Annotated in this window: 10 protein-coding genes; 4 read left to right on the plus strand and 6 right to left on the minus strand. The window is 60.9% G+C overall.

The genetic code is table 11. The features are described 5' to 3' along the window. Positions 1-2: 2 nt before the first annotated feature. Both AAGA68_23155 and AAGA68_23160 read right to left on the minus strand, forming a co-directional pair. Positions 3-707: a hypothetical protein gene (locus AAGA68_23155; GenBank protein ID MEM9387972.1), complete on the minus strand. Its 705-nt coding sequence runs from the start codon at positions 705-707 to the stop codon at positions 3-5. Between the two features lie 168 nt (positions 708-875). Next, the gene (locus AAGA68_23160; protein MEM9387973.1) at positions 876-2,033 is read right to left on the minus strand and encodes a sialidase family protein; all 1,158 of its coding nucleotides are present in this window, start codon (positions 2,031-2,033) and stop codon (positions 876-878) included. Between the two features lie 464 nt (positions 2,034-2,497). On the opposite strand from AAGA68_23160, the gene AAGA68_23165 reads away from it, so the two are divergent. From AAGA68_23165 to AAGA68_23180, 4 genes are all read left to right on the plus strand, one after another. Beyond that, entirely contained in the window at positions 2,498-4,582 is a 2,085-nt protein-coding gene (locus tag AAGA68_23165) for a TonB-dependent receptor (protein MEM9387974.1), read from the plus strand. 198 nt (positions 4,583-4,780) lie between these two features. Further along, the gene (locus AAGA68_23170; protein MEM9387975.1) at positions 4,781-6,139 is read left to right on the plus strand and encodes a hypothetical protein; all 1,359 of its coding nucleotides are present in this window, start codon (positions 4,781-4,783) and stop codon (positions 6,137-6,139) included. Between the two features lie 426 nt (positions 6,140-6,565). Next, positions 6,566-7,912: a diguanylate cyclase gene (locus AAGA68_23175; protein ID MEM9387976.1), complete on the plus strand. Its 1,347-nt coding sequence runs from the start codon at positions 6,566-6,568 to the stop codon at positions 7,910-7,912. Positions 7,913-8,051: 139 nt separating this feature from the next. Then, positions 8,052-9,122 (plus strand): S41 family peptidase, encoded by a 1,071-nt coding sequence (locus AAGA68_23180; protein ID MEM9387977.1) that lies wholly within the window; start codon positions 8,052-8,054, stop codon positions 9,120-9,122. Between the two features lie 111 nt (positions 9,123-9,233). Here the strand turns inward: AAGA68_23180 and AAGA68_23185 are convergent, their stop codons facing one another. The 4 genes from AAGA68_23185 to AAGA68_23200 all read right to left on the minus strand — a co-directional run bounded on the left by AAGA68_23185 (position 9,234) and on the right by AAGA68_23200 (position 13,484). After that, positions 9,234-10,307, minus strand: a complete 1,074-nt coding sequence (locus tag AAGA68_23185; protein ID MEM9387978.1) for a hypothetical protein — start codon at positions 10,305-10,307, stop codon at positions 9,234-9,236. A gap of 347 nt (positions 10,308-10,654) precedes the next feature. Further along, entirely contained in the window at positions 10,655-11,605 is a 951-nt protein-coding gene (locus AAGA68_23190) for a hypothetical protein (protein MEM9387979.1), read from the minus strand. A 379-nt stretch (positions 11,606-11,984) separates the two neighbouring features. Then, on the minus strand, positions 11,985-12,833 hold the full coding sequence (locus AAGA68_23195) for an SDR family NAD(P)-dependent oxidoreductase (GenBank protein MEM9387980.1): 849 nt from the start codon (positions 12,831-12,833) through the stop codon (positions 11,985-11,987). Positions 12,834-12,881: 48 nt separating this feature from the next. After that, positions 12,882-13,484, minus strand: coding sequence for a hypothetical protein (locus AAGA68_23200; GenBank protein MEM9387981.1), 603 nt, complete (start codon positions 13,482-13,484; stop codon positions 12,882-12,884). Between the last annotated feature and the right edge of the window lie 32 nt (positions 13,485-13,516).

Here is a 13,516-nt window from a genome sequence, read left to right on the forward strand (position 1 = left end):
GGTCAGTTCGATCCTGGCGTGCGAGCAACGCGTACGTCTCCGGCGACGTTCTGGTAGCGGACCCCACCACTGGCATTGCTTAGCACCGTGAAGCTACCGCCCACATCGTTGGCGGCGATGCTTCCCGACTCATCTCGACCCACATGAACATCCCCTACGACGACGGACGCGCTGATGGAGCCCGAGCCGTCCTCGTCGATGCGCACGCTTCCCACTCGCAGGATCTTGATGCTGCCACTGGTGTCTTTGACCACGTGAACGAGACCTGGCACATCCTTGACCTGAATCGATCCCGTACCGTCGTCAATCTCCACCGACGCGACGCCGTCGATCTTCATGGAACCGGTAGTATCAACGACGCTTAGCGCAAAGGCGCTTGGTACCTCCACCTTCAGATCGAGCCTGGCATTTAGGTTGCCGATGCTGGACGCAACGGGGGGCGGCAATACCGTCTGCAAGGTCAGGGTTGGGCCGTCGTTGCGCGACTCGAGGGAAATTCTGTCCAGGTCTCCAGCGCGTCGAGAGCACGCGACGCCCCTTATCTGAGCGGTAGCTAACCCGGGCCGACCGATGACCGTAAGCGAGCCTGCGCCAGCGTCGACGGCGATGCCAAGGATGCCATCGAGGTTGATTTCCTTCGAGATTTCTTTCGTGTCAAGGCACTCATCGTTGCGGTTTGCGTTCGCTGTCCCGATCAATAGCACCATGGCACATGCTGCAAGCGCGCCGCGCCTAATGAGCGACTGGGCGGCGGCGTCTGGAGCCGATCTTCCAACGACACTCATGCTGTGCTCCCTAGCTTTGTGGATATGGTCCTTTAGATGGCATACGCCCGACATCGGTTTAAGGGGCGGATTCTGGCCCTTCGATCTGCCCTACTTGCCAGGTGTGTGCGCCAGCTTTAGGCGCCGCCACTGGAAACCGAAGCGCTTCTCTTCGCGGTCCTCGATCGTCGACACCAGGCCGATATCGCCGTCTGCTAAGAAGACTGCAGGGAAGTACTCTCCGGCGGCAGCTTGCACCCTTGGCTCGCTGCTCCAGGAGTCGGCAAGAAAGGAGGTCAGTCTACGCATGCGCGGTGCTTCGTCACCAAAGTCCAGTAGGGCGACGTTCAGCGACGTAGGTCCCCTCCTGTACCCGGTGTGCCACGTGGCCAGCACCCTGCCGTCCTCACCTCCGACAAGGTATGGGAAGTAGGCGAAGTGTGGCTCCGAAGCGAGGCGCCATGTGCTCCAGGACGTACCGTGGTCGAGCGAGCGGGCAGTGTAGAGGACTCGATCTTCGCTCCAAAACAAGTACAGCGCGCCGGCAGCGTCCCATGCCACTGGCTCGACCCAGCGCGGTGCGCTGTGTTGGTACTCCCAATCCGGATCCCAGTAGCGCTCCCCCGGCACATCGTGGACGCGCCACGTGTCTCCGTCATCTACACTGACTGCCAAGAACTCGACGCCTTCGTCATATTGGTGTGACGAAGCGGAGTCAGGCGTGATCCGAACGGCGAGTTCTCCGGAGGGGCCCACCGCCATATGGCTCGAGCATCCCTTCGGGTAGATGCGTTCGCGTTCATGCCATGTTTCACCGCGATCTGTGCTCACGGCGTAGCTCACCCCCTTGCCATCATTCCACACAACGTGTGCAGTGCCCTGCGGTGTGACGCCGACCCAAGGCCGGTCGTCTAGGGTGTCTTGTGACAGGTAGGTCCAGCGCCAGGTAGCGCCAACGTCTGCGCTCACACCGATGGCGATGTGAGTGCCCTTGTGCGTGTTGAGGTCAATGCCCATGGTCACGAAGTAGAGCGTGCCGTCTGGGCCCACGGCGAGATCGACGTCGGCGTTGCCGTTAGCGCCGTCGGCCCCGTTTCCTACCTCGATCCGCGCCCAAGTGAGGCCGCCATCGTCGCTCCTCCACAGTAGCGGTGGATCGCCTAACTTGCCGCCGCCGTGCCCGGCGACGAACAGGGCGCCTGATGGGTGCTCAGCGATCATGGTTTCGCGGGCAAGTACGTCCAGATGCTGGACGGTTCGTTGCTGCACGGCTGTGCTTCCCTGGCTGTCAATTCGAGCCGCGTTCTCCGTAGTGAGCAGAGCTCCGACAAGCGCCAGCAAGATCGGCGGATGGATCATCAAAGCCTCCGAGCAGTGGTGTAGGGGCTGGTTTGAGAAAGCTGTTCTCACCGCCACCCATCAACTGATGCGATGTCATGTAGCGAGAGATGGTTTGAACGCCATCGACGTTAGAGAAGACGGTTGACTGCGGGCTTTGGCGCAACGCGTCGCAGGCGTCGCCGAACGACGATGATCGGGTTCCGTTGGGGCCGTTGGCTCGCCCTGTGGCCCACTAGGGACAGGCAGGTCCTCTATTGACCGGAAGGGGGGATGCGGGCTGTTGCTGGCACCACGAAGGCTGCCATTGCCCGTATCGTCCCCGTTCTTGGCTGAGTAGACTAGCGGGCGAGGTGTCGCCGTGATCTGTTGAATTCGCTATCCAGTTGTTCCCAGTGCTCGCTTTCCGTCTTACCCATCTGGCCTTAGCGCTCCTGGTCTGCGCCTTGGTGCATTCCACACTGGCGCTCGCGCAGAGTGCGATCGATCCGCCAGAAGCGGTTTGCGAAAGCGGTGCATGCACGGTCAGCTACTCGCCCAACTTCTTTGCCCGCTATGCGCCGGTCACAGCGCTGGACATGGTCGAGAACTTGCCAGGGTTCACCCTCGATGACGGCGGCGGTGCCGATACTCGAGGTTTCGGCGGGGCGGCAGGCAATGTCCTGATCAACAGTGAGCGCGTGTCCGCCAAGAGCGAGAACCCCTCCAGCATTCTTGGCCGCATTCCCGCCGCGGATGTCGATCGCATCGATCTCATTCGCGGCCAAGTGGGTGGTCTCGACCTCCAAGGGCAAACGGTCGTAGCGGATGTCATTCGCAAAGCAGGCGCTGCGTCTGGCGCCTGGACGCTCGGCCTGTCGACGTTGCAGCCACAGCGCAAAGCGCTACCGTTTGGCGAAGCGAGCTACTCGAGCGCTGTCGCCGGAATCGACTACACGCTTGCTGTGGACGCCAGTCGCTACCAACGCATCTTCGAGCGGGATGAGCAGCTGCTGGATCCGGCCGATGAGCGCCTCGAATTCCGTGACGAGATTTTTGAAGAGACCGGTGAACGGGGGAACGTCTCGCTCATCGCAACTACCAAGCGTGGGGTCGCCAAGTATGCCTTGAACGCGTCGTTCGGGTTCTTTGATGAGGCGGGGGGTGAAACGTCTGATCGTGCGCCCGTGGCGGGCGAATCGTTCCGACTATTTCAGGGCGATGAGGATCGTGAAGTCGCCTTCGAAATCGGCGGCGATATCGAACGGCCCTTCGGCCAGCAGGTGACTGCAAAACTCATCGGCCTGTATCGCCAAGCTGACTTTCGCGAAACCAACTCTCTGGTGCGCGGTGCGGTTGACGCGGAAGGCGTGACAGAGACAGAAACACTGTTCGACAGCCTGGACACAGAAGCTATCGCGCGCGTGGAAGTCGACTTTGCCGGTCTCGAGGGGCACCTGTTCGAAGCCTCTCTTGAAGGCGCACTGAATAGTTTGGACAGCGAGTTTGCGTTGAGCCAACTGGAAGGGGACACGCTGGTCCCGCAGGATGTCCCCGGTGCAAACACGCAGGTTGATGAACGGCGCCTCGATTTCTCCCTGGCCGACACGTTCAAGCTTGGGGCGGTCTCGGTCAACATCATGGCCGCCGGTGAAGCGTCGACCATTACCCAAACCGGCGGTTTTGCGGAAGATCGCAGCTTCTTCTTCTGGAAACCAAGCCTGACGTTAACCTATTCGCCTAAGCCCAAGACGCAGCTTCGCGCACGGGTGCTGCGCCAGGTGGCGCAGCTCGATTTCTTCGATTTTGTGAGCCGGGCAGACTTGGGCGATGTGGAACTGTCTCTTGGCAACCCCAATCTGGTCCCAGAGCGCACGCTGACCGTCGACATGACCCTCGAGTATCGCTTTGGCAGCTTTGGTGTCCTGAGCGTCACGGGCTTTCATGACCGTATCCAGGACGTGCAGGATGTCTTGCCATTGGAAGGCATTCTCGAAGTGCCCGGCAACATCGGATCGGGCCGACGCTCGGGTATGCGCGGCGAGGCCACGCTTTCGCTAGATGAACTTGGCTTGGCGAATGGCCGGCTCGATCTAGAGGGATCGTGGCAAACCTCGTCCGTGAATGACCCTTTGAATGGAGTCTCCCGGGCGTTGTCGGGTGAACGTCCTTGGACCTTCTTCGCGACCTTGCGCCAGGATCTTCAAAAGGCCAAATTTGCCTGGCAAATCGTGGCCTTTACGCTTCCTGATTTTCCCTCGTTCGGGCTTGATGAGGAAGAGGCTCGAGGGAAACGCTTTGACGCCGATGCCTTCATTGAGACGCGCGCAGTCAAAGGTCTTCGCATTCGCCTCCAAGTGGAAGATCTCTTTCGGGGAGGTGAGGCGCGGGATCGGCTGGTGTTTGCGGGTCCGCGCAACACGGCGCAGCTGGCGTTTAGAGAGCTGCGCAATCAGTCTCGTGGACGGACCTTGACGGTCCAGGTCAGTGGGAGTTTCTAAGGTTCCGTAGGAAACTCCACTGGGACGTTTGGTCGACGTATTCCGGAGAGAGGCTGCCAAGAACACAGGACGCCCTCCTATTTCAGAGCTTTCGATACGAGGATACAAAGCGCTATGTCGGATGTGCCGCAACTCAGTAGTCTAGACTTCGGCGACCACGCTGTACCGTCAGTCCTCTATGGGACACGTGTAGTTCGAGTGTCGACGCCGAACGGCGCACTGCCTTCACCTCTTGGGGCGAACGCCGAAGATGTGCGCCGAGAGCTTGCGTGGGACGAACTCCCCTTTTGGGCCGATGACTACAGTGAAGGCGAAGTACGCGAACTCAACGAGTTGCTCTCGAACTTGCGTCCTCATGGCTCAGACAAGAGCTTCTCCTTCGACCTCACCCATAGGCTACAGGCGTACCAGCTAGTGGGAGAGCCGGTCGGTGAGGACATTCCCGTGCTTAGCTTCAAACGCGAATCGATTCATTGGCCTTTGCTCGGCACGCGAGGTGTGCTTGGCCTCCTGCGAGACCTCAAAGACGATCCTCAAACCGTGCCAGCAAGGTTGCTCATCGAGGTTACCTTGGAGCCCCCGAAGTCGCTTACGGCACGGTCGACGCAAGACGAAGTCCACATCGTCCAGACCCTTCGCGTACTGTCGACGTTTTCGAAGTACATTGTCGGCAGTCCGGCCGGCACCGTGACGCTAACGCCAGGCGAGACGCGCGAGGTTCAGTTCAAGCTGACGCGAGCTCAGACATCGAAACGTGTAGACAAGAGTGTTGCTGTAGAGAGTTCGACCGCAGAGTCGGCGGTCGACTTCAATCTCGAGTTTCAAAGGCAAATGAAGCTAGTGTCCAACAGTGATCAGTCCATCGAGTGGAGCCGTGAGAGAACGAGAAACTTCGCCGATTCGAGTCGCAAGAGCACGGAAGGTGGCGCTGAAAGCGACAGCCTCGAAGAACTCGCCGACAGGGTGGAGAAGACGACCCTAAAGCTGTCAGAGAAGTACACAGCGAGCCGCCAGGTAACCCTCACCCGGGAGTTTGAATCGACTGATCAGGAGACCTCTGAGGCCTCTCGGAAGGCCACCCTTGTCAACGGTAACCGAGCGCTGACGATAACCTACGCTTACCATCACCTGAACGCTATCTATCGAGTCCACGTTGAGCTCTATGACACTTCATTGTTGGTGCCGTCGCTCGTCAGCGGTGGCAGAGTGCAAATGCTGAGCCTTGATTCGGGCGTACGTGCAGCCCTAGAAGGCATCGTCGCGACTGAGCATCTAGATGAGAGTGTCGATCGTGTGGGGCGAGCGCTGAAGCGAATGCTCGCCGGGACGGACGCTGCTTCCTCAGACGGAAGCGACGTGCGGGTGCTTCGCGCCGGAAGGGACGATCCGAATACCAGTGTAACGGCCCGTGCTACCTTGCTTGGGGATCGCCGTACGAGCGGGCCTCTGCCGGTTTGCTTGAGATCATACGATCAGGTCATTCAGACGAGTCAGCTCCACGCTGTTCCGCACGTGTCCGCGACCTCGGCCGACGACGGAACCAATGGCGAAGAGTAGCGTGTGCAGCCCTCGAGGCAATGTCATCTTCAGCGGACTACAAGCTGATGCCGTGAGCGAGCGTACGCGAGGGCGGCGAGTATCGGCAGGCGTCTATGCCGCGTCGACCGGCGGCGTGTCACGTAGATGCTCCGATTACCGTAATGCCGCCTTGAGCAGGGGACTCATGGAAGAGGGCTCTCGTGCTCCTGGCTGCTCGACACCTTTGCTCGACTCTTGATGTGGGTCACGAAACTCCCTGAATGACGTCTGACCTAGGTCAACGTACTTCCGTCCATGCCGCAGCAGACTCCTCCGTTGGTGAAACCACCGCAGGTCACCGGCTCGCGCCTTATCGCGCTGAGAGGCTGATCCGATTCGGCGGTCGAGCCCCCGTACCATCGCATAAACACCGCGGACGATCGCCCGGAAATCCAGGAGCGCTAGGTGACCGGTCTTACAGAGCTTCCAAATCTCCATGATGCAGTGTTGAGGGAAGAGGACGGAGGGCTTCAGGAGGCGCTCGGCAGCATCTTTGCGATCGTCAGCTTTACCCCCGAAGGAAGGGTGCTCGCCTACAACGATACCTTCGCCACTGTGATGGGCCTCGAGGGAAACGAGGCAGTGGGCCAGCGCCACGCGAGCTTTTGCTTGCCTGGGTTTTGCCAATCAGTGGAGTACCAGGAGATGTGGACATCGTTGGCTGGCGGTGAGCCACGCAGTGGTGTCGTGCATCGGCTCTCAGCTACGGGCGAGGACGTTTGGCTGCGCGCGGTGTACGCGCCTGTCCGTGATGCGCAAGGTACTGTCGTCAAGGTTGTCAAGTACGCCATGGACGTGACCGCAGAGCAAAACCAGCTTGTGCAGGCGCGACAAGAAGCGCACGCCGTCAGTGAGCGGTTTGGCGTGATCTGTTTCAGTCCGGAGGGAGTCGTCCAGTCCTACAACGACAACTACGCGGTTGCGACGGGCTACGCACCTGGGGAGCTGGTCGGGCAGCATCACCGTGTGTTCTGTCCGCCCGAGGTGGTGAATTCGCCGGATTACGCGCAGTGGTGGGCGAGGCTTGCGAACGGCGAGTCGTTGCAAGGCGAGTATCTGAGGCAAACCAAGCAAGGCCAGGAGTTGTGGATTCGTGCTGTTTATGCGCCGGTCAGGGACCGAAACGGCAAGGTGGTACGAGTCATCAAGTACGCGACGGACATCACCGCGGAAAAGCAGATGACCCGCCAGCTTCAGGCCGCGTTGTACGAAGTGCGTGAGCTGTCACTGAAGGACGCCTTGACGGGTCTCGCGAACAGGCGTCACTTCGAAGAGCGCTTCGCAGAGGTGTGGGCGAGTGCGATTCAGCACAAGAATCCCGTCGGCCTGGTGATGGTCGATGTCGATCACTTCAAGCAGCTCAATGATGCGGCCGGCCACCAGGAGGGCGACCGCTACCTGATATCGGTCGCGAACGCACTGCAGGCGAGCGTGCGTCGAGAAGACCTGGCAGCGCGCTACGGCGGCGAAGAGTTTGCGGTGCTCCTCACCGGGCCGAGTGATGCGGACATGTGGCGAATTGCGCATCGACTGCACTGTTGCGTGCGAGAGCTCGCGCTGCCACATCCAGGCCTCGCTCCGGGAAGAACTGTAACGGCAAGCGCAGGAGTGGCGATCGCGGACCCGCTTGAAGGCGACAAGCCTGAGTCCCTCATCCGCATTGCCGACGAGGCGCTCTACCGCGCCAAGGCCCAGGGGCGCGATCGCACCGTGGTGGGTCAACGCTCGGGAAGACTTGCCGCCGCCTCGTGAGGCGGTTGATCGTTTCGTCAACACACGCATTCCAGTGCCGTTGATCGATCGCTCACCGTTGGACCGTGTTTCGCTCGAAAGCCCGCGCGCGCTTGGCTAGACTTCTGGGCCGTTGCCACTCACGGAAGATGACGGGCTCATGACTAATCTGCTATCGATCACCCTGTTGCTCGGCTTGTGCTCGATGTCAGCCCTTGCGCAAGCACCTATGTCGAGCGAAGAAAAATCGGAAGTGATTGACAAGATCCAGAGGCTGATCGCGTCGGACTACGTGTTCCCCGACGAGGTGGACCGGGTCAATGGGGCCCTGGAAGAGTTGAACGTCGCGGGTCGGTACGATGAGGTCACTACCGGCGAGGCCTTCGCGCGGGCACTGACGGATGATCTCTTGGCAATCACCAACGATAAGCACTACAAAGTCGGCTACAGGCCGGAGCTTGTCGCGTCGCGACGGGCGGCGCAAGAGCAGGCGAGGGCTGGCGATGCCGACGTCGCTGATGAGGCCGAGGCCATCGACTGGGATCGATGGTACGCACGTCAAGAGAATTTTGGATTCAGGCGCGTGGACGTGCTCGAGGGCAACGTCGGGTACATCAGACTCACGTTCTTCCATCCCTTCGATTGGATGCGCGCGACGACCGATGCGGCGATGGCGTTCGTTGCCGACACCGATGCACTGATCATCGATCTCACCGAGAACGGTGGCGGCTACAGCCCGTCCGACAGCTACCTCGGGAGCTACTTCGTCGATCCCGAGCCGGTGTTATGGTCGACCAGCTACACTCGCCCCACGGATGAGAAAACCTCGACGTACACCTTCCAAGACGTCGGCGCGCCGCGCTACCTCGATCGGCCGGTCATCATTCTAGTGAGCGCGGAGACGTTTTCGCTCGGCGAGCATTTCGCCTACGCGATGAAGCACTTCGACAAGGCGGAGATCATCGGTCAGGTCAGCGCCGGTGCCGCGAACGGGATCAGTTTCCGTCTGGTCGACGACAACTTCGTCATTCAAATACCGGCTCAGCAGACGGTCAACCCCGTCACCAAGACGAACTGGGAAGCGATCGGCGTGCGGCCAGACATTGAGACGAGCCGAGAGGATGCTCTGTCGACAGCCCATCTGCTCGCGCTCGATCGGCTCATCGCGACCGCCAAACACGATCGCGTCATCAAGCGATACGAGAAGATCAGGGCCGCGACCGGTAACTGATCAGGAAGCCTCACGGACGCTTCCTGTGCCCTGCACGCCCTAGCTGATGGGTGTCGATCTGGCGGCGCCCGTGCTACTCGCTGAGCGTCACCTCATTTACCAACCGGCCCACTAGCGCGAAACCCACCTGGTTTTTTTATTAGGCTTACGTATACGCATGATCAAGGGGATGAGCCCACTGGCGAATAGGATTGCGCCCGCTGGAGTGGGTATCGGCGATGGGTGGAACTGAGCGTCGTTCACTTGCGTCCAGGCGAAGGTCATGTCGACGCCTTGTCCCGCGCCTAACGTCAACCCAAAGATGTAGCTGAGGAACACATCGAAGCTCGCTTCGGCAAAGCCGTCGTCGTCTGTCGCCGTTGCTCCCACCGTGAACTGCAGTCCCAAGATGCCGTCGTCCGTGTCGAAGATACCGTAGGTAACGGTCGCGCCCGCGCCTACCTCGCTGCTTGATATCACGGGTCCCGCGAAGTCGTCGTAGCTAAGGTGCTCGCTCGAGAGTCCCGAGAACAGGATCGAGAAGGTGGCGCTTGTCCTGGCGGCACCGTCACTGCCGCCGACTCGTGAGAGGACGAATCCGTCGAGCTCACCCGTGACATCGAAGCTGATGTCCCGCCCGGTGGTGTTCTCGAAGGTCGTCGTGCGGGCAATGCCGTAAGCCGAGTACGCCTCAGCTGCGACAGGTGTCGAGGTGATCCGCACCTGAGCCAAGCCGGAGCGATCCACATCGACATCCCCCATGGCGAAGAATGTCACATCGCTACCCTGGTCCTGAAGGGCGAGCACCGAGATGTCGTACTGCGCGTCTGAGAACTCGGTGGGGTCGACACGGTTGGTGCGCAGCTGGCGTCGGGACAAGAAGGGCACCGGCGGGTCGCAGCTTGCACAACCGATTTGAACGTCGTCGGTGTCTACCGCCACAATGGCCTCAGGATCATCGATCGTGCTGCTGATCCCGAACGGGTCGAAGATGGGCCCTGAGGTCTGCGACGTGACCCCATCGGGCACCGCGCCGTCGCTGACCGTGAATTGATGCGACATAGTGGTAAAGCTGACCACTTCCACGGAGGCGGCGGAAGCCGCATCGATAGCCGTCGCCAGGATGAGAAGGCTTGTCACCCCAGCCAGGTACCATTCGCTGCTACCCCTGCGGTGTGTGGCGCAGCCTTCTACCAGTGAGTTCATGGTCATCTCCTTGATCGTCGTCTCGGCGGGTGACGGCATGGCCGTAGCGGCCCTACCCTCCTTACGCAAAGCGGGCACGGAAGCCGACATAGCCCGCGACACGCAAGGCGAGCGAGGCGAGGTGGGCACAGGAGAAAGATGGAGCGATCGCGCGAGATGACCGTTCTTCGGGGTGTCGACGCGGCGCTGCCGATCCCTGAGTAGGCGCGGTGCTAGGGCGCTAAAGCGAGGCCGCGGCTAAGCCGGTCCGCCTGGTCGTGATCAGTGGGGTGGATTGCACCCGGCGTGTCACAGCGACTCGCCGGGATTGGGTGCCAAGGCCGGGTGCGTGCCCCCGGCGTGCGGCTCTACAAAGTGCCTTGCTGGCCTAGCCAACGGTTGAGCTCGTCCAAGAAGCGGCTGTCGTCCTCCGGTCGGAACGCCGCCATCTCTTGCATCGTGTAGCAGTCACGGCCGAGGCGTGAGCCGAGCTCCTCATCTTCGCGACAGTTGTCGCGCGGGAAGTAGCGACTGTTGCGTTTGTGTAGCGTTGGCGTGTGCACGACCAGCGCCATCGCCGATCCTGCGTTCTCCCGCGCCGGGATGTAACGCGACTCGACTAGGTGTTCGAAGGCTGCGTCGACAGGGAAGGCCCCCGGATCGACGCCCTTCACCACGCCGACGCCCGCGACTAGACCGTCGGCTCCGACCTGCACGGAGGCACCAAAGGCGAAGGCGGAGATGTCCTTACACACCTCTGCATCGCCCGCATCGCAGTCGGCGCTAGCGACGAGACGGTCGTACCAAGTGCCGGACTTGCCTATGATCTCCTGCGGACCGTAGTAGTCGTTACCGTGATCCCGGGTGTGCAGCCCCGCGTTCGGAAACACGCTCACCTCGCAGCGCCCACGGGAGTCGCAGTCGACCTGAGCGCGGATGGGCATGGAGACGGCTACCCGCTCCCCGTCGATCTGCGCTGGCAGGAACTTGGCCCGCTTCAAGCGGTGGAGAATCTCGTTGCGCAACCAAAAGCGAAGGCGGTCGCCACCGCCGTGTTGCGCGCATTTTCGTGCGCCCACGTCGCCGCGCTTGCTCACCATTACCTGGCAGACGATGGAGGTCGATTGGGAGCGGGGAATGAAGTCATCGGGGAAGCGGAACTGGGCGGAGACGGGCACGCGGCCGAGTTCCGGGTGGGCAGGTTGGACCTGCGCCGCGGCCGCTGTAGCGGAGGTCGAGAGGGCGACGAGGAGCAACAGGCCTAGGGCCGCAATGCTGTCGCCACGCAGTCCAACGCGGAGGGTAGTTAGTCGGTGCATGTTCGGTCTCATCATTGAGCTAACGCGTAAGGGCACAGCTCAGCAATTTCGCGGTGGGAAGTCAAAGTCGCATGACTCCCCGCCTCGCGTTGGCGTGTCAGGCTCGGAGCGGGCGCAGTGCTGAGCGATGTCGAGGCGGGCGCCATGGTCGAGGTGTGTCGCCCAACTGGCAGAGTCCTGGTCTCCAATTGCGGCCATTCGGCAGACGCGGAAGTCTCCGGTGAGAGTTTCTTCAGCGTCCGCAATTTGCCTTCTACGCAATCGGTTTGTGCCCAAACGATATGACCAGTGCGGTCAATGGAGTCTTACTTGCACCGGTACGGGGGAGTCCGCACCCCCAACACAGAGCGCCTTGCAGGCTTGTGTGGCCGCTTGACGGTCAGGCGGCGTCGCGCTCCAGCTTGTCCATAAGCGCGGCCTGAACGTCAGGATCAGTCACCAACGAGGGGAGGGGCTGCTCCTTGCGGTTGGCGACCAGTATGCCCGTGCGACCATCGAACCTCTCAGGGTCGGTCGCGAACACCACCTTTGCGGCTTGCTTGTCTGGTGGACTGAACAGCAACGGTGCCAACCACCGGAGCACCAGGGGCATTCCATCGCCACCAGCCGTCATGGAGGTTCGCGTTGGCCCAGGGTCCACCGAGCGAATCAGAATGTTGTCACGCCGAAGACCGTCGGCCATGGCGGTGCCCATGATCGTCAGTGCCATCTTCGACGCTGCATAAGCACCGAATAGGCCAAACTGCTCAGGCCGTGACAGTTGGGCAACATCCAGCCATTTTACGGCCTTGATAGCTGAGGAGGACATGGTGCTCACCATCGTGGGCGCCTCTCCTTCCCCACGGACTAACGCCGGTCGCAGCAGCTGCGTTAACACGTAGCCTGCTAATACGTTCACCGCGTAGTGGGCGTCATGTCCGCTACGCCCAATACTGGGCGATGACGCCAACACGCCGGAGACGTTGTAAAGCGCGTCAATCCTCGGATGTGCAGTACGAACTTCCTCAGCCGCTTCCCGAATCTGGGTGATCTGCGTGAGATCCGCGTGATACGCACGGACATCGACGTCTGGGAAGGCGGCTCCCAGCCCCCGTCGCTGGCTCTCGGATTTGTCGGACGAACGGTTGATGAGCGCCAGGTCCCATCCCTCGGCGGCGAGCAGGGTGGCGATCTCCCCGCCGATACCGCCAGTTGACCCGGTAATGACTGCCGTCTTTGAAATGGACATGCTCCGCTCCTGCCGATTGATAATGCGTTCGTGGTGAGAAGGTCGGTATCACTTCGCTGCGGACAAGCCACACAGTCGGGCAATCAGTGAGAGGAACACCTCGTCATCTCCCGATTTCGCGACACTGCCTCTGCGCAAGCGCTCCATCGTGCCCGCCGCCGCAATCGTAGCGGTTATCAGTGCTTCTCGGCCCGTGTTGCTGATTAGGCCGCGACGCCTATCGTTAGCGATATCAAGCGTGAGACGGCGATGCACTTCGGCGGCCGTATCGGCATGGTGGGCGTAGAGCTCGGAGAGAACGACCGTGGCGTCGGTGTCGTGATCTCGTAGCGCGAGCACATACTGGAGCCGCGAGATGGTTACCGAGCGGTACCGATTGCCAGGCGCCTTTGCGCTCCTGCCCCCAATTTGATTGAGCGTCTTCAGCGAGAGCTCGTCGATAAGGCGATTCAGATCGCTGAAGTAGGTGTAATAGGAGTTCCTGCGAATACCCGCGAACTCAGCGACAGAAGCCACCGTAAGGGCTTGGTAACCTGATTCACACAAGATGCGAATGGCAGCCTTCGCGATCGCGCGACGGGTTCTCTCGCCCTTGCGCAAGCCCTCCGCCTCGCTGACGGGCACCTCGTATCTGCGGAGGGCGACGTTCACGAGGCACGACCTACGGCGACAGCGGTGATACC

It is taken from the genome of Pseudomonadota bacterium (genome assembly GCA_039193195.1).
GTDB lineage: Bacteria > Pseudomonadota > Gammaproteobacteria > Steroidobacterales > JBCBZW01 > JBCBZW01.

Coding starts and splice junctions, on each gene's coding strand:
- AAGA68_23190 (MEM9387979.1), bottom strand. CDS start 11,605: ATGCACCGACTAACTACCCTCCGCGTTGGACTGCGTGGCGACAGCATT.
- AAGA68_23195 (MEM9387980.1), bottom strand. CDS start 12,833: ATGTCCATTTCAAAGACGGCAGTCATTACCGGGTCAACTGGCGGTATC.
- AAGA68_23185 (MEM9387978.1), bottom strand. CDS start 10,307: ATGAACTCACTGGTAGAAGGCTGCGCCACACACCGCAGGGGTAGCAGC.
- AAGA68_23155 (MEM9387972.1), bottom strand. CDS start 707: ATGGTGCTATTGATCGGGACAGCGAACGCAAACCGCAACGATGAGTGC.
- AAGA68_23180 (MEM9387977.1), top strand. CDS start 8,052: ATGACTAATCTGCTATCGATCACCCTGTTGCTCGGCTTGTGCTCGATG.